The sequence below is a fragment of the Lachnobacterium bovis genome, assembly GCF_900111325.1.
GTDB classification, from domain to species: Bacteria; Bacillota; Clostridia; order Lachnospirales; family Lachnospiraceae; genus Roseburia; species Roseburia bovis_A.
Genome location: NZ_FOGW01000005.1, coordinates 131,523 through 150,464, shown reverse-complemented (window position 1 = coordinate 150,464; position 18,942 = coordinate 131,523). Strand labels below are relative to the sequence as shown.

General features: G+C 29.2%; 13 protein-coding genes. All 13 read left to right on the top strand.

The genetic code is table 11. From position 1 onward, the window contains the following. Positions 1-27 precede the first annotated feature (27 nt). The 13 genes from BMY79_RS01950 to BMY79_RS01890 all read left to right on the top strand — a co-directional run bounded on the left by BMY79_RS01950 (position 28) and on the right by BMY79_RS01890 (position 18,937). Positions 28-1,116 carry a DUF3048 domain-containing protein gene (locus tag BMY79_RS01950; protein ID WP_051532768.1) on the top strand — a complete coding sequence of 363 codons (1,089 nt, stop codon included), beginning with the start codon at positions 28-30 and terminating at the stop codon, positions 1,114-1,116. A gap of 13 nt (positions 1,117-1,129) precedes the next feature. Beyond that, on the top strand, positions 1,130-2,791 hold the full coding sequence (locus tag BMY79_RS01945; protein WP_022747839.1) for a putative polysaccharide biosynthesis protein: 1,662 nt from the start codon (positions 1,130-1,132) through the stop codon (positions 2,789-2,791). 98 nt (positions 2,792-2,889) lie between these two features. After that, the gene (locus tag BMY79_RS01940) at positions 2,890-4,212 is read left to right on the top strand and encodes an aminoacetone oxidase family FAD-binding enzyme (protein WP_074730349.1); all 1,323 of its coding nucleotides are present in this window, start codon (positions 2,890-2,892) and stop codon (positions 4,210-4,212) included. An 18-nt stretch (positions 4,213-4,230) separates the two neighbouring features. Beyond that, a complete protein-coding gene (locus BMY79_RS01935; protein ID WP_074730348.1) occupies positions 4,231-5,817 on the top strand; it encodes an NAD(P)/FAD-dependent oxidoreductase in 1,587 nt (528 codons plus the stop codon). A gap of 47 nt (positions 5,818-5,864) precedes the next feature. Next, on the top strand, positions 5,865-8,519 hold the full coding sequence (gene mutS / locus BMY79_RS01930) for a DNA mismatch repair protein MutS (RefSeq protein WP_029067408.1): 2,655 nt from the start codon (positions 5,865-5,867) through the stop codon (positions 8,517-8,519). Between the two features lie 11 nt (positions 8,520-8,530). After that, entirely contained in the window at positions 8,531-10,585 is a 2,055-nt protein-coding gene (gene mutL / locus BMY79_RS01925; protein WP_022747834.1) for a DNA mismatch repair endonuclease MutL, read from the top strand. 27 nt (positions 10,586-10,612) lie between these two features. Further along, on the top strand, positions 10,613-11,566 hold the full coding sequence (gene miaA / locus BMY79_RS01920; RefSeq protein ID WP_029067406.1) for a tRNA (adenosine(37)-N6)-dimethylallyltransferase MiaA: 954 nt from the start codon (positions 10,613-10,615) through the stop codon (positions 11,564-11,566). A 25-nt stretch (positions 11,567-11,591) separates the two neighbouring features. Beyond that, a complete protein-coding gene (locus BMY79_RS01915; RefSeq protein ID WP_022747832.1) occupies positions 11,592-12,890 on the top strand; it encodes a methionine gamma-lyase family protein in 1,299 nt (432 codons plus the stop codon). Positions 12,891-12,970: 80 nt separating this feature from the next. Next, on the top strand, positions 12,971-13,645 hold the full coding sequence (gene radC, locus BMY79_RS01910; protein WP_242826844.1) for a RadC family protein: 675 nt from the start codon (positions 12,971-12,973) through the stop codon (positions 13,643-13,645). A 14-nt stretch (positions 13,646-13,659) separates the two neighbouring features. After that, entirely contained in the window at positions 13,660-14,673 is a 1,014-nt protein-coding gene (locus BMY79_RS01905; protein WP_022747830.1) for a rod shape-determining protein, read from the top strand. Between the two features lie 12 nt (positions 14,674-14,685). After that, entirely contained in the window at positions 14,686-15,609 is a 924-nt protein-coding gene (mreC, locus tag BMY79_RS01900; RefSeq protein ID WP_029067405.1) for a rod shape-determining protein MreC, read from the top strand. A gap of 12 nt (positions 15,610-15,621) precedes the next feature. Next, positions 15,622-16,140, top strand: a complete 519-nt coding sequence (gene mreD / locus BMY79_RS01895; protein WP_022747828.1) for a rod shape-determining protein MreD — start codon at positions 15,622-15,624, stop codon at positions 16,138-16,140. Next, complete coding sequence (locus BMY79_RS01890) at positions 16,133-18,937, top strand: penicillin-binding transpeptidase domain-containing protein (RefSeq protein ID WP_022747827.1); 2,805 nt, start codon at positions 16,133-16,135, stop codon at positions 18,935-18,937. Before mreD ends, BMY79_RS01890 begins: the two co-directional genes overlap by 8 nt. The last annotated feature ends 5 nt before the right edge of the window (positions 18,938-18,942 follow it).

Genomic DNA, 18,942 nt, shown 5'->3' with positions numbered 1-18,942 from the left:
TCAATATATTATTAGGGGGAAAAATATATGATAAGAAAGTACGCAATTAGTTTACTAATCATGGCATTTTGTGGTAGTCTATTAGGTGGTTGTAAAAAAGAGGAAGAGCAAAAACCAGCTCAAATAAAAGTAAAAGATAATTCAAGTAATGTAGAACAAAATCATAAAGGTAAAGTTCAAAGCTTTTATACAGGGGAATGGATTGACAAAAAAATAGCAACCAAAAGGCCTGTTGCCATTATGATTGAAAACACACATGCTTGTTTACCACAATATGGATTAAGTAAAGGTGATATTATTTATGAATGTCCAGTAGAAGCAGGAATTACAAGATTAATGTTAATTATGCAAGATTATTCAAATTGTAATGTGATTGGTAATATAAGAAGTGCAAGAGATTATTTTGTACAATATGCAAAAGAACAAAATGCGGTTTTCTTTCATTATGGAGAAAGCAGATTTGCCGTTGATGCTTTAAATGAAATAGATAATGTTGACGGTATTGTTGGTAATCAAGAAAAATATTTTGATTCTTTACCACACAAAAAAGCTCCACATCATATATTTACTTCTACACATAATATAGAACAAGCTTTTAAAAACTTAAAATATTCAAACACATTAGATAAAACAGCTACGTCATATTTTAAGTTTGCTAAATCTGATAACAAAGTAAATTTAGGTAATGGGAAAAAAGTTGAATATATAAAGCTTTATTATTCAAATGCAAAACCATATTTTGAATATAATAAAGCTTTAAAATTATATTATCGTGGTGAATATAAGTCTTCTCAGATAGATGCATTATCTGATTCAACTCTAGCAGTTAAGAATATTATTATTCAAGAATGTGAATGTTCTGTAAGGGATAAAAATGACGGTTCATTAAAACTTGAGACTGTTGGGACAGGAACAGGAAAATATATAACTAATGGTCATATGATAGATATAAACTGGAAATATGATATTGGTAAGAATAAAACATGTTATTATGATTCTACAGGTAAAGAGATTACTCTTAATCCAGGAAAAACATGGGTGTGCATTTCTGAGAAAAATAAAAGTAAAGGAAATACTTTTTATACCACAAAAAAAGAATATGAAAGTAAAAAATAATTGAGGAAACAAAATGAGTCAGTCAAAGAAAAACAGGTCAAATTTTTTAGTGCAAGGTTCAATTCTTGCAATGGCATCAATAATAAGTCGTATAATTGGTTTGTTGTATAGATTGCCAATGACAGATATACTAGGTGATGTTGGAATCGGATATTATGGAACGGCTTTCGAAATTTATAATGTTATGTTAATAATTTCATCGTATAGTTTGCCATTAGCCGTATCTAAACTAGTTTCTGCAAAATTAGGACAAGGCAATAAAGCACAAGCATACCAAATTCTTAAAGGTGCTATTGTATTTGCAATTGCATCTGGAGGTACAGTTTCATTAATTGTATTTTTTGGCGCAGATTATTTAGCTCGCTTAATGAACACTCCAATGAGTGCATATGCATTAAGAGTTTTGGGCCCTGGGTTAATAATTGTTGCTGTTTTAGGTGTTATAAGAGGATTTTTCCAAGGAACCGGAACAATGGTTCCAAGTGCTATTTCCCAAATAATTGAGCAGATAGTAAATGCCATTGTCAGTGTCTGGGCAGCATACGTTTTGTTTAATTACGGTACACGCATAGGAAAGGTTTTAGGAGATCAAAAACATTATTCGGCAGCATATGGTGCAGCAGGTGGAACTTTAGGAACAGTAATGGGATCTTTAGCAGCATTAGTGTTTGTTTGTATGATATTTTTAACATATTTAAAAGTATTTAAAAAGAAAATGAGAAAAGAAAAAAATGTAGAAATTGATTCTTTTTCATTTACAATGAAAATGCTTATTGCAACTATCATTCCAGTTCTTTTAAGTACAACAGTATATAATATTAGTGCAAGTATTGACCAGGGAATATTTAAAAATATAGCAGCACTACAAGGATATTCGCAAGATCTAGCAGATGGATGGTATGGTGTATTTACTGGAAAATATCGTTTATTAATAAATGTGCCAATTTCAATTGCATCTGCTATGGTAGCGTCAGCAGTGCCAAAATTAACATCATCATATGCACAAGGCGATTTAGAAGCTGTACGTTATCAAATTCAAGCATCAACTAGATTTATTATGGTTATTGCTTTTCCATGTACAGTTGGCTTAATGGCACTTGGTCGTCCAATATTAATTTTACTTTTCCCAACTACATTAGGAAATATTGATGTTGCAACTAATATGATGTTACTTGGTTCAGTAGCGATAATTTTTTATTCAATTTCAACATTATCAAATGGATTATTGCAAGGAATAGATAAATTAAAAATACCTGTTATAAATGCTTTAATAGCACTAGTTACTCATGTTTTATTATTAATCTTTTTAATGCTTGCATTCAGATTAGGTATTTATGCAGTAGTAATCGCAAACACATTTTTTGCTTTTATTATGTGTTTCTTAAATAGTAGAGCTATTGTTAAATATAGTGGTTTTAAAAGAGAGTACAAAAAAACATACATTATTCCAGCTATCTGTTCTATGATAATGGGTGTACTTACATTTTTTGCATATCATGGTATGTATAAATTATGCAGAAGAAACTTTGTAGCTATTATTTTTGCTTTTATTATTGCATTCGTTTCTTACGGTACAACTTTATTGCTTCTTAAAGGACTTACAGAAGATGAATTAAGACATTTTCCTGGTGGCAGACATTTGGTGAAAATGGCAAAAATAATACATTTAATGTAGAAAAAATGGGCACTAATTAATTCTTCTATTATGTTATAATGAAGATTAATGACGTGCCCTATTGTAGTTTTATCATATATGAAAGAAAGAGATTAAATATGAAATATGATGTAATTGTAATAGGAGCCGGTGCTTCTGGAGTCATGTCAGCTATTACAGCTGCACGACAGAATAAATCGGTTCTTTTACTTGAAAAAGAAAATAAAATTGGTAAAAAAATATATGCAACAGGTAACGGCAAGTGTAATTTTACCAATGATTACATGAAAAAAGAATGTTTTTTTGGAAACGAAGAATTAATTAATAATATGTTTGATAATTTTTCAAAACAAGATACTATTAATTTTTTTAATGAATTAGGGATCTTATCATATGAAAAAAATGGATATTATTATCCTAATTCAAATCAAGCATCATCTATTGTAACTGCATTAGAACTAGAACTCATGCGATTAGGAGTTGATATTTGCTTAAATAGTATAATTTCATTTGTGACTCTACAGAAATCTGATAATAAATATATCGTAACGGGTAAAACGTTACAATTTGAAAATTCTGATAGCAAGAACAAAAAGAAAAAAAATGATATTATAATAAACGAAATACCTTTTAAACATGAAAGTTCAAATTTAATTTTTTCCACAGGATTATTAGCATCACCTAAATTAGGAAGTGATGGAAGTATTTTCAAAATAATTAAAAATTTGAATCATACGTTTACTCCGATTGCTCCGGTTTTATGTGGTTTTTATTGTAAAGGAAATGCCTTTAAGAAAATGGCTGGTGTTAGAATAAAAAGTAAAATATCAATTATTGACAAAAATAATGTAAAAAGAGAAGATACAGGAGAAATACAAATTACAGAGTATGGAATTTCAGGAATTCCTGTATTTCAGGTAAGTCATTGTATTTCAGAATTATTATTAAAAAAACAAAATGTTATTGGACAAATAGATTTTTTACCAGATTTCCCATCTGATAAATTACGCGATTTATTACTTGCTAACATTAAAATATTACCTGAAAAAAAGGAATTTAAATATATCTTGAATGGAATATTACCAGATAAACTATGGAATGAAGTTTTTAACAATGTTAATTTAGATTCATCATTTACTAAAAAAGGTATTAAAAAAAGAGAGTTACCATTTGATGAATTTATAAATAATATGATAGATAAATTAGAAAAATCGATAAAGCATTATTCGATTACAATTGAGAAAAGTCGAGGCTACGATTTTTCTCAAGCTTGCCTAGGTGGTATTAATTCAAATGAAATTAATACTAAGACATTAGAATCCAAAATTTATAAAAATCTTTATTTTACAGGAGAATTACTTGATGTTGACGGAATTTGTGGAGGATATAACTTACAATGGGCTTGGGCAAGTGGATATATAGTAGGAAAAAATATTAAATAAAAAATAAAAGGAAACAATATGATACGAATTAATCAAATAAAATTGCCATTAGAACATAAAGAAGATGATTTAAAAAAGAAAATAGCATCAATGTTAAAATTAAAAAAAGATTTTTCATATAAAATTGTCAAAAAATCAATTGATGCTAGAAAAAAACCAGATATTTTTTGGGTTTACGCAGTAAATATAGAAGTAAAAAATGAGTCAAAAGTATTATCTCATATACATAATAAATCTATAATGCCTATAAAAGAGGTTGTTTATAAAATTCCATCTAAAGGAGAAGAACCTCTATTGCAGCGACCTGTAGTCGTAGGTGCAGGACCAGCAGGTCTTTTTAGTGCATACTTGCTAACAGAATCTGGCTTTATGCCAATTATTCTAGAACAAGGCAAAACTGTTGAAGAACGTCAGAAAGATGTAGAACAGTTTTGGAAAACAGGTATTTTAGATCCGTTTAGTAATGTTCAATTTGGCGAAGGCGGTGCAGGTACATTTTCAGACGGTAAATTAAATACTGCAATTAAAGATAAAACAGGTAGAAATAAGTTTGTTCTTGAAACTTTTGTTAAGTTTGGTGCAAATGAGAATATATTATATGACAATAAGCCTCATATTGGTACAGATGTTTTGTGTAATGTAATTGCAAATATGCGTAATTATATGATAGAAAAAGGATGTACTTTTAAATTTAATACTCGTGTTGTTGATTTTGTCATAGAAAATTCAAAAATACATGGTTTAATATTACAAGATGGTTCTATCATCCAAACCCAAAGTGTAGTTTTAGCTCTAGGACATAGTGCAAGATTAACTTTTGAAACATTATACAAACATAAGGTAGAAATGCAGGCGAAAAGCTTTGCAGTCGGATTTAGGGTTGAACATCCACAAAGAATGATTAATGAAATAATGTATGGCCCTAAATACTTTGATAAATTACCTGCCTCACCATATAAAGTAACCTCTAATTTTCCAAACGGACGTGGAGTATATTCTTTTTGTATGTGCCCAGGAGGTTATGTTGTCAATTCATCATCAGAAGAAAACCGCTTAGTTGTTAACGGCATGAGCTATTCACAAAGAGCAGGTAGTAACGCTAATAGTGCAATTATTGTATCTGTTAATCCTGAAGATTTTGGTTACGAAGGTCCATTAGCAGGAATGTATTATCAAAGGATGTTAGAAGAAAAGAACTATAAATTAGGTAATGGTAAGATACCACAGCAATTATTTGGTGATTATATAAATAATATTGAATCTAAAAACTATGGTGATTTTGATAGCACAACAAAAGGCGCTACGACATTCGCTAATTTAAGAGGTTTAATGTCTTGTGATATGGAAGTATCATTTATAGAAGGTATGAAACATTTTTCTAATATAGTTAAAGGTTTTGATAGATATGATGCCATTTTATCAGGAATGGAAACAAGAACGTCTTCTCCTATTAGAATAAACAGAAATACTGATTTTGAAAGTAATGTAAAAGGCTTATATCCATGTGGAGAAGGAGCAGGCTTTGCAGGTGGAATTACATCTGCTGCCATGGATGGTTTAAAAGTGGCTGAAAAAATTATTGAGCATTTTAATCCAACCTATTAATAAATTATAAGAAAGAGGAACTAAGAGTGGCTGAAGAATTAACCCCAATGATGAAGCATTATCTTCAAACTAAAGAAGATAATAAGGATTGTATAATATTTTATCGTTTAGGCGATTTTTATGAAATGTTTTTCGAAGATGCAAAAGTTGTATCAAAAGAGCTTGAATTAACATTAACTGGAAAAGCATGTGGATTAGCTGAACGAGCACCTATGTGCGGAATTCCATATCATTCAGCTGATGTATATTTAAATAAACTCGTTGCTAACGGTCATAAAGTTGCAATTTGCGAGCAGGTTGAAGATCCCAAAACGGCTAAAGGTATGGTTAAACGTGAAGTTGTTAGAGTAGTAACACCTGGTACAAATTTAAACATAACTGCATTAGATGAAACTAAAAACAATTACCTAATGTGTATTGTCTGCGTTGAAGATTTATTTGGTATTGCAACAGTTGATGTGTCTACAGGTGATTTCTTTGTTACACAGGTTGATACAAAACGTAAATTAATAGATGAAATTAATAAATTTGTTCCTTCTGAAATTATTTGCAATGATTCATTTCTTATCAGTGGTGTAGATATCGCGGATTTAAGAGAAAGATTAAATATTGTAGTATCTGCTATAGATTCCTGGTATTTTGGAAATGAAACAGTTCAAGAGACTCTTTTAGATCATTTTAAAGTAAAATCATTAGAAGGATTAGGTTTAGGAGATTATGATGCAGGAAGTGTTTCAGCTGGAGCTATTTTAAAATATCTATATGAAACTCAAAAAAATTCACTTGCAAACATTTTAACAATACAGCCTTATTCTATCGGAAAATATATGATAATAGATAGTTCTACTCGTAGGAATCTAGAACTTGTAGAAACACTCAGAGAAAAGCAAAAACGTGGTTCTTTATTATGGGTTCTTGATAAAACAAAAACCGCAATGGGGGCTAGATTATTACGAAATTACGTAGAACAACCTCTAATTGAAAAAGATGAAATCCTTAAAAGACAAGATTTTATTGAAGACTTGAATAATCATGCAATTACAAGAGAAGAATTAAGAGAATATCTTAATCCTATATATGATTTAGAAAGGCTTATAACAAGAATTTCTTATCAGACAGCCAATCCAAGAGATTTGATTGCCTTTAAGAATTCTTTAAAAATGTTACCTCCAATTTTTGCTCAATTAAACGATTTATCATGTGAATTTGTTGAAGAAATAAAAGCAAATTTTGATTGTCTTACTGATTTATATGATTTATTAGATAAATCAATAAATGAAGAACCACCTATAAGCACTAAAGATGGTGATATTATAAAAGATGGATTTAATGAAGTTGTTGATAAATTAAGACGTGCAAAAACAGAAGGAAAACAGTGGTTAGCAGATCTTGAAACAGAAGAAAAAGAAAAAACTGGTATTAAAAATTTAAAAATAAAATACAATAAAGTATTTGGCTATTATTTAGAGGTTACAAATTCATATAAAGAATTGGTTCCTGATTATTATACAAGAAAACAGACACTTACAAATGCAGAAAGATACATTACACCAAAATTAAAAGAATTAGAAGAAATGATTTTAGGTTCTGAAGATAAACTTGTTTCTTTAGAATATGATTTATTTAAACAAACTCGAGATACTATTTCTAGTAACATTGCAAGAATTCAAACAACTGCAAAGGCTATCGCAAAATTAGATGTTTTTGTCTCTCTTGCAACAGTGGCAGAAAAAAATAATTATTGTAGACCTACAATAAACACAGATGGTATTTTAGATATTAAAGCTGGAAGACATCCTGTTGTAGAAAAAATGATAAAAAATGATATGTTTATTTCTAATGATACATATCTTGATAATAATAAAAATAGAGTTTCTATCATAACAGGTCCTAATATGGCTGGTAAATCCACATATATGAGACAAAGCGCAATTATCGTTTTAATGGCTCAAATTGGAAGTTACGTTCCTGCTACATCTGCTAATATAGGAATAGTTGATAGAATTTTTACAAGAGTAGGTGCATCAGATGATTTAGCAAGTGGTCAAAGTACGTTCATGGTTGAAATGAATGAAGTAGCTAATATTTTAAGAAGTGCAACTAGTAAATCTCTTTTGATTTTAGATGAAATTGGTCGCGGAACATCTACATTTGATGGATTAAGTATTGCTTGGGCAGTTGTAGAACATATAAGTAATCCTAATATATTAGGTGCAAAAACTTTATTTGCAACACATTATCATGAGCTAACTGAATTAGAAGGAAAAATAGCCAGTGTAAATAATTATTGCATTGCTGTAAAAGAAAAAGGTGATGATATCGTCTTTTTAAGAAAAATTGTAAAAGGTGGAGCTGATAAAAGCTATGGTATACAGGTAGCTAAATTAGCTGGTGTTCCAAATTCTGTTATAGAACGTGCAAAAGAAATAGTTGAAGAATTAACTCAAAATGACATAACAGAAACAGTAAAAAGTATTACAGTTGATATACCAGCTAGAAAAGTGAAAAAAGAAAAAGCTCCAAAAAAATTAGACGATGTTGATGCAAACCAAATTTCTTTATTTGACGCTTTTAATAATATGACTAATAATTCATCAAATGAAATTGTTGACGAGATTAAATCACTTGATATTTCAAACATGACACCACTTGAAGCCTTAAATAAGTTATATGATTTACAGGCAAAGCTCAAGAATAAATAGGAGGAACGACCATGGGGAAGATTGAATTATTAACTAGAGAAACTATTGACAAGATAGCTGCTGGCGAAGTAGTTGAACGTCCAAAATCAGTTGTTAAAGAATTAGTCGAAAATGCAATCGATGCAGGAGCGACTGCTATAACAATAGAAATCAAAGAAGGTGGTATTTCTTTGATTCGTATAACTGATAATGGAAGTGGAATCAAAAAAAGTGATGTTCCAATTGCATTTTTAAGACATTCAACTAGTAAAATCAAAACAGCTGAAGATTTATTAAGTGTATCTTCCCTTGGATTTAGAGGAGAAGCATTATCGAGTATTTCTGCTATTGCTAGGGTTGAATTGATTACAAAAACATATGATGATTTAACAGGAACAAGATATTTAATTGAGGGTTCAAAGGAGATATCTAATACTGAAATAGGAGCGCCTGATGGAACAACTTTTATTGTAAAAGATATATTCTTTAATACTCCAGCTAGAAGAAAATTCCTTAAATCTCCAACAACTGAAGGTAACTATATTACCGATGTTGTAGAAAAACTTGCTTTGTCTCATCCAAATATTTCTTTTAAATTTATTAATAATAACAAGATAAAATTACACACATCAGGTAATTCAAATATAAAAGATCTTGTTTATCAGATATATGGAAGAGAAATAGCTAATTCTCTTATTGAAGTTGATGTTGAGACAGAGTTGTTTAAAGTCCATGGTTTTTTAGGCAAACCAATAATTACAAGAGGGAATCGAAATTACGAGAATTATTTCATAAATGGACGTTATATCAAAAGTTCATTATTATCAAAAAGTATAGAAGATGGCTATAAAAATTATTTGATGCAACATCAATATCCGTTTACATTACTCTATTTTGATTTTAAAGGTTCAATGATAGACGTAAATGTTCATCCAACAAAAATGGAATTAAGGTTTAGTCACAACGAAGAAATATATTCACAATTATATGATATAGTATATGCTAAATTATCAAACAGAGAATTAATACCTCGTGTACCTATTGATGAAAATGATCAAAAAGATGCGGCCCTAGAAAAGCAAAAAATATTAGAAAAAGCTATTATACCAGAGCCATTTGAAACATTTAATTATGCTAAAGAATATGAAAAGTTTATAAAAAATAATAAAAAGACAACGGCAGATGAATCAAATGATACAAAACAACAATCAAACGCTAATTCATTTGATAAATTTCATAGTAAACAGGTAAGTGACGCTGTTTCAACTATATCAAATGCGCTTAATATGGCGTTTAATCGAAAAAATTTTGATTCTAATGATGTTGATCATAATATATCAAATACTACACAAAATACTCTAGCTAGCAATGTGAAAGATGATATTTCTAATGATAATAATCATTTATCTAAAGATGAAACTGTAGCTAAGATGGTTGCTGAAGAAAAAGTTGAATACAAAGAAATTACGTTATCTGATGTTGATGAAAATTTCTTATCACAAAAAAATAAATCATCTTATAATATTATTGGTCAACTCTTTAAAACTTATTGGTTAATTGAATTTGGTGATGAACTATATATAATGGATCAACATGCTGCACATGAAAAAGTTTTATATGAACAAACTTTAAATAAGTTAAAAAATAAAGAGTTTACGTCCCAGGTTCTTAATCCACCTATAATTCTAACTTTAGATGATACGGAACAAGAAATGTTATCTAAAATAGAAGATGAATTAATGTCTTTTGGATATGATATTGAATATTTTGGTGGTAAAGAATATAAAATTACAGCTGTACCAGATAATTTATACAATATTGATATGAAGACTCTCTTTATTGATATGATAGATGAATGTTTAGAATTTAAAGGAAAAACAACATCTGATTTGATTTTACATAAAGTTGCTACCATGTCCTGTAAAGCAGCTATAAAAGGAAACAATAAAATAAGCGAATTAGAAGTAAGAAAACTTTTAGATGATTTATTAAAAATTGAAAATCCTTATAATTGTCCTCATGGTAGACCAACTATTATAGCAATGACAAAATATGAAATTGAAAAGAAATTTAAACGTATAGTTTAAAATAAATAACAATAAGGATTGATTAAAATGAATAAAAAACCTTTAATTGTTTTAACTGGCCCAACTGCAGTCGGTAAAACAGATTTATCAATTAAATTAGCCCATGCTATAAATGGAGCAATAATATCTGCTGATTCAATGCAAATTTATAAATATATGGATATAGGATCAGCTAAAGTTACTAAAGAAGAGATGGATGGTGTAAAACATTATTTGATTGATGAATTGCTACCAGATGAAGAATTTAATATTGTCAAATTTAAAGAAATGGCCTTAACAGCACTTGATGAAATTTATTCAAACAACCAAATTCCTGTTGTGGTTGGCGGAACAGGCTTTTATATTCAGGCATTATTATATGATATTGAATTTTCAGATGAAAAAGAAACAAATACCGAATATAGGGATTATTTAACCCATTATGCAAATGAATATGGCGCAGAAAAATTACATGAAATGTTAAAAGATATAGATGAAGTATCATATAACAAAATTCATCCTAATAATACTAAAAGAGTAATTAGAGCAATTGAGTTTTATAAAATAAATGGTTATCCTATATCCGAACATAATGAAAAAGAAAAACAAAAAGAATCGCCATATAATTTTATCTATTTTGTTTTAAATGATGATAGACAAAATTTATATAACAGAATAAATAAGCGTGTTGATATAATGTTTGATAAAGGTTTGTTAGATGAAGTAATCTTTTTAAAAGATAAAGGATATACCTGTGATATGATATCTATGCAAGGTATCGGTTATAAAGAAATATTACATCATTTAGATGGAGAATATAGTTTAGAACATGCAAAAGAATTAATTAAGAAAGAATCAAGACATTTTGCTAAACGACAATTAACATGGTTTAGACGTGAAAAAAGTGTAGAATGGCTTGATAAAAATATATATAATTACAATGATGATAAAATACTCGAATATATAATAAATAAACTTAAAAGTAAACAGATCATAGAGTAAGTTTTATCAAAGAAAGGAACACACAATGCAAAACTTATTAGAAAAATACTACGAAGAACTTGGTATTTCTAAGGAAGTATTTAATTTTACAAATAGTATTGAACAAGACTTAAAAGAAAGATTTGAAAATATTGATCGTATAGCTGAATTAAATCAATTAAAAGTAATTAATGCTATGCAAAAAAATAAAGTAAGTGCAGAATGTTTTAATTCATCATCAGGTTATGGATATGATGATATAGGTAGAGATACATTAGAAAAAGTATATGCAGATTGCTTTAAAGCAGAAGATGCTTTAGTTCGTCCACAAATCACATGTGGAACACATGCTCTAGCACTAGCCCTTATGTCAAACCTTCGCCCAGGAGATGAATTATTATCACCTGTTGGAAAACCATATGATACACTTGAAGAAGTAATTGGTATCAGAGAATCAAAAGGTTCACTTGCTGAATATGGTATTACATACAAACAAGTAGATCTTTTAGAAGATGGATCTTTTGACTACGATAATATTAAAAAATCTATAAATGAAAAAACAAAAATGGTAACTATCCAACGTTCAAAAGGATATCAAACAAGACCAACATTATCTGTTGATAGAATAGGAGAGTTAATTTCTTTTATTAAAAATATTAAACCAGATATAATTTGTATGGTTGATAATTGTTATGGTGAATTTGTAGAAGACAAAGAGCCAACAGAAGTTGGTGCTGATATGATAGTCGGTTCATTAATTAAAAACCCAGGTGGTGGACTTGCTCCAATTGGCGGATATATAGCTGGAAAGAAAGAATGTGTTGAAAATGCCGCTTATAGATTAACTTCTCCAGGTTTAGGAAAAGAAGTAGGTGCTTCATTAGGAGTAATTCAATCATTCTATCAAGGTTTATTCTTAGCTCCAGTTGTTGTTAGTGGTGCTTTAAAAGGTGCTATTTTTGCAGCTAATATTTATGAAAAACTTGGATTTAAAGTTGTGCCTAACGGATCAGAAAGTCGTCACGACATTATTCAAGCTATTGAATTTTTAGATAAAGATAAAATGATTGCATTTTGTGAGGGTATACAAGCAGCAGCTCCAGTTGATAGCTTTGTTACACCTGAACCATGGGCAATGCCTGGTTATGATAGCGATGTAATCATGGCAGCAGGTGCTTTTGTACAAGGCTCATCTATCGAATTATCAGCAGATGGACCTATTAAACCACCGTATGCAGTTTATTTCCAGGGTGGATTAACTTGGTATCATGCAAAATTAGGTATAATGATGTCACTTCAAAAACTTTATGCACGAAAACTTGTTAATATAGATAAAGTGTGTTAGAATTAAATGTAATTTTGAGATGATTTCATAAAGTATATAATATCCAAGAGAGTAAATTATATATAATGAATCATGTAAAATTGAAAAACTTACCGAAATCCGATAGACCTTATGAAAAATTTTTGGATTTAGGTGCACATGCTTTAACTGATAGTGAATTGTTATCAATTATTATAAGAACTGGAAATCGAGAATTGTCAGCTGTCGAAGTTGTTCATCAAATATTATCTGGAAAGCAAAATAATATTTTGAATATTTATGAATTTACGGTTGATGAATTATGTAGATTTCCAGGAATTGGAAAAGTAAAAGCTATTCAGATTAAAGCTATTGCAGAACTTTCTAGAAGAATTTCTAAAACCAAAAGTGGCTATAATTTAAAAATGAATAGTCCGCTTTCTATTGCTAATTATTATATGGAACAACTTCGTCATAAAGATGAAGAACATTTTTTTGTTGCATATTTTGATACAGCATGTAATTTTTTAGGAGATGAACATTTATCCATTGGATGTGTTAATTCTGCGTTTGTATCTCCTAGAGAAATTTTCAAGAAGGCTTTATCTAAAAACGCTGTTGCCCTTGTAATGATACACAATCATCCGAGTGGCAATCCTACAGCTAGTACAGAAGATAAAAGAATAACTAAACGTGTCCAAGAATGTGGTGATCTACTAGGTATAAAAGTTATTGATCATATAATCATAGGCGATAATCGATATTTCAGTTTTAAAGAAGAAAAAATCATAGAGTAAAAGGGAGAAACGTAATGAACAATAATATCTACGGTATTGATCTTGGTACTTGCAATTTTAAAATTTTCTGCAAGTCAACAGGTGAAGTTTTAAAAGAAAAAAATACAATTGCAGTTAAAGATAAAAATACACTATACGCGTATGGTGATAGTGCATATGAAATGTATGAAAAAGCACCAGAAGACATTAGAGTTATCTTTCCAGTAGTTTCTGGTGTTATTGCAGAATTTGATTATCTTCAGAAGATGATTTTTGATTATCTTGAAAGCAAAATGAAAATGAAACTTAGAAATGCTGAATTTGTTGTGGCTATTCCAACAGCTGTAACAAAAGTTGAAGAACGTGCATTTTATCAAGTATTTAAAAATAGTAAGAGTAAGCCAAAAAATGTTTTATTATGTAAGAAACCAATTGCAGCAGCAGTAGGCCTTGGCTTAGATGTAAACGAACCTACAGGTATCATGCTTGTTGATATCGGTGCAGAAACAACAGAAATTTCTGTTATTTCATTAGGTGGTATTGTATCAAAAGAATTAGTAGATGTTGGTGGAAATAAAATTGATGAGGATATTGTTTCATACATCAGAAAAGAATTTAATCTAGTAATTGGTAAGAAAACAGGAAAAGCTCTTAAAGAATCTATCGGTTCTGCACTTCCTCCAACAGAAGAAAATGTAAAAGTTATTGTTGGTAGAGATGTTGTTTCTGGTTTACCAATTGAAAAAGAAATTAATTCTGATGTAGTATATGAAGCTATGCAATCTAATTTAACAACTATTTGTAATGCAATTAAAGTTATTTTAGAGAAGACTCCACCTGAATTAGCAAAAGATATTATCCATTCAGGAATTTATGTTACAGGCGGAAGCTCAATGATTCAGGGATTAGATAAATTATTCGAGCAAATTACTAATATTAAAATTAATACTGCTGACAATCCAGAAGATTCAGTTGTTAGAGGTTTAGTAGAAATTGTGTCTGATCCAAAATATAAAAGCTTAACATATATACCAAAAGAAAAATTATAAAAAGAGGTTGTCATGAAGAATTCTCATAAACGTAATCGTTATAAAAAACAGCAGTCTATTCCATCAAAGTATATTTTAATGGGAATAACAATCGTTTGTATATGTACCATTTTTCTTAGCTTAGTTGCAAATATTTCGGGTGGACCTTTAAACTCTGTTGCGGGATACGTTTTTACTCCAATGCAGAAGGGAATTAATGGTGTTGGCTCATGGGCCACATCAAAAGCAAACGATTTACAGACTTTAAGAGAAGTTCAAAAAGAAAACAAAAAATTAAAAAAGAAAGTGTATTCTTTAAGAACACAATTAAATACAATTAAACTTGAAAAATACGAACTTGAAAACTACAGAAAATTATTGAATTTAGATGCTAAATATCCAGCTTACGATAAAATAGCTGCTAGCGTTGTTGCAAAAGACTCTAGTAACTGGTTCTCAACTTTTACAATCAATAGAGGTTCTAAAGATGGAATCAAAAAAGGAATGAATGTAATAGCTGATGGTGGTTTAGTTGGTATTATTAGTGATGTTGGACGTAATTATTCAACTGTTAGAACTGTAATAAATGATTTATCAAATGTTAGTGGAATGATTACTAATACTTATGATAATATCAATGTAAGTGGTAGCATTAAAGAAATGAATAAAAATGGTGTAATAACTTTTTCTGAATTAAGAGATTCAGATAACAAAGTTAAAAATGGTGATTCTGTTGTAACTTCATATGTATCTGATCAGTATCAACAGGGTATTTTAATTGGATATGTTGATAAAATTGAAAAAGATTCAAATAATCTTACTAAATCAGGAACTATTACACCTGCTGTAGATTTTGCACATATAGAAAATGTTTTAGTAATTAAGAATCTAAAACAGACAGGTGATGTTGGAAACAAAAACAAAACAGATAATTCTAACGAAAACCAAAATAAATAGGAGAAATAGCATATGCGAAGAAAAGTAACTTTATTTTTACTTATATCAATTTGTTTTGTATTGCAAACAACCATTTGTAAATCTATTGCATTTGCTGATATAGCTCCTAACCTCTTATTAATTGTTATAGCAACATTTGGCTTTATGAGAGGTAGAAGGGAAGGAATGTTCATCGGTGCCCTTTCAGGGCTACTGGTGGATATTTTCTTTGGACCTTATTTAGGTTTAAATACATTGCTATATATGTATATAGGATATATAAATGGATTGTTTAAAAAATATTTTTATCCAGATGATATTAATCTACCTCTGATTTTAATAGCTGGATCAGATTGGCTTTTAAATACAACATTGTATCTGTTTGTATTTATTGGAAGACGAAGATTTGACTATTTTTACTATTTAAAAACAATAATTGTTCCAGAAATGGTTTATTCAACTATTGTAACAGTTTTTGTATTTTTCTTATTAGTTAGATTAAATGAATGGATAGAAAAAGAAGAAAAGAGGAGAGCAAAGAACATTGAATAAAAAGATAAAAAATTATTTACAAAATTTATTTAACTCACGTATTGCCGTTTTAGCTACTTTCTTTTCATTTTTATTTATAATTTTATTTTTACGATTTTTTGTTTTACAAATTATCAATGGTGAAAAATATCAGAAAGACTTTTCATTAAAAATCAAAAAAGAATTAACCGTTGAAGCTGCAAGAGGTAACATTTATGATAGAAATGGAAAGTTACTTGCTTACAATGAATTAGCGTATTCGGTTACAATTTCAGATAATGATGAATCGTCTGATTCAAAAATCAGAAATAAATCTTTAAATTCAAAATTAAAGCAAGTTATAACTCAAATCCATAAGAACAATGATACATTGTCGAATGATTATCAAATTGTTTTGGATGAAGATGGAAATTTTGTTTATACAGTAGACGGAACTAGATTAAAACGTTTTTTAGCAGACACTTTTCATGAAAGAAGTTATTCTAAATTAGGGTATAATAAAGAATTAAAATTTAACACTGCAAAAGCATCTGCTGAACAAATAATGAATTATTATAGCAAATTATATCAGATTCCCAAATCATATTCTAAACAACTAAAATATGACATTATAGTTGCACGAGTAGCATTATCTGCAAATAAATATTCTAAATATCGTTCAACAACTATTGCAAAAGATGTTTCAGATGAAACAGTTGCATATATTAATGAGCATTCTCAGGAATTGAAAGGTATTTCGATTGAAGAGGCAACTATTAGGAAATATAATGATCCAGAATATTTTGCATCTATTCTTGGTTATACTGGTAAAATTTCTAACGAAGAGTTCGAAGATTATAGTTCAAAAGATAAATCTTATACGAATAATGATGAAGTCGGTAAAGCCGGAATAGAACAATATTATGAGAAATATCTTAGAGGTATAAATGGTAAACAAACTGTTTTAGTTGATAACGTAGGACGAATTTCAAAAAAATTAAGTAAAAAAGATGCTAAAGCAGGTAATAATGTTTATTTAAGTGTTGACAAAGATTTACAAATTGCAACTTACAAATTACTTGAACAAGAAATTGCTGGTATAGTTTATGCTGAAATTAGAAATGGAATTATTCCAAAAGAAGATGTTTATGCTTCATTTTTAAAGAATAGTATAATTGATACAAGTCGATTTGATTCTCCAAATGCAACAGATACTGAAAAAGCAGTAAGAGATATAAAAAATCAAGGCGTTCAAGAAGGTATAACACTTATTGATAATGAATTAAGAAGTGCTAAACCTGCAGTTAATAACAATTTGCCTGAAAAAACTCTTGATTACTTTACATATTTAATTTCTGAATTAAAAAATGACAAGGTAATCGATACAAGTAAGATTGATTCAAATGATTCAACTTATCAAAAATGGAGAGAAGGTAATTTGAGTCCAAAAGAATATTTATCTTATTGTATAAAAAAACAATGGATTGATATTAGCAAATTAAACGTGGATGAGAAGTATGCAAATTCAGATGAAGTTTATGATGCTTTATGTAAATTTGTACAAAAGAAATTATCAAACAATACAGGATTCACTAAAATCGTTTATCAATATTTAGTAAAAGAAGGAAGAATCTCTGGTACACAAGTTTGTGTTTTATTGTATGAACAAGGTATTTTAGAACAAGACGAAGGAACTTTAAATGGACTTAAAAATGGAACAATTTCACCATTTAATTTTCTTTTGGATAAGATAAATAAAATTGAAATTACACCTGCTCAATTAGCACTTGAACCTTGTACTGGATCAACTGTAATTACAGATCCAAACAACGGTGAAATTCTTGCTATGGTTAGTTATCCAGGATATGATAACAACAGATTAGCTAATGGTGTTGATTCAAAATATTATGCAGCTTTAAATTCTGATTTATCTAAACCATTGTATAATTATGCTACACAAGAAAGAACTGCACCTGGTTCAACATTTAAAATGATTTCAGCAACAGCTGGTATGTCTGAAAATGTTATAACTCCTGATTCAGTTATTAATTGTGGTGGTGTATTTAATGAAGTAAGTAATAAACCAAGATGTTGGATTTATCCTAGTGCACATGGTCCTGAAAATGTTTCAACAGCTATTAAAGATTCATGTAACGTATTTTTTTATACGGTTGGATATAGATTAGCCTCTATGACGGGTACATATAATGATGCTAAGGGTATTGAGAAAATACAAAAATATGCCAAAATTTATGGTTTAGATAAAAAAACAGGTATAGAAATTCCTGAAAATACATCGGCAATTGCAACAGAATATCCTGTAATGGCTGCAATTGGACAATCAAATAATAACTTTACAACTGTTTCTTTATCAAGATATGTAACAGCCATTACATCAGGAAAATTATATACATATAAGTTGATGAATAAAATTGTAAATTCAAAAGGAAAAGTGTTAAAGAAATACACAAGCAAATCTTCAGATATTTCATCAACACTATCATCAACACAATGGACTGCAATTCATAATGGTATGAATCAAGTTATTACGACATTAGATTGCTTTAAGGGATTTCCAATTAGCGTTGCAGGAAAGACTGGAACAGCACAACAGGCAGGACACCCTAATCATGGTTTATTCGTTGGTTATGCGCCTTTTGAAGAACCAAAGATTACAATAGCTACAAGAATAGCTCACGGTTTTTCATCTCACAATGCTGCGGCTGTTGCTCAAAGAATAATGTCATACTATTTAACAGGTGGAGATTTAAACGGAATGTTAGCTAATAAAGCTGATAGTATAAACCCATCCGGATTATCGTCTAGAAGTAATGATTAAGGAGA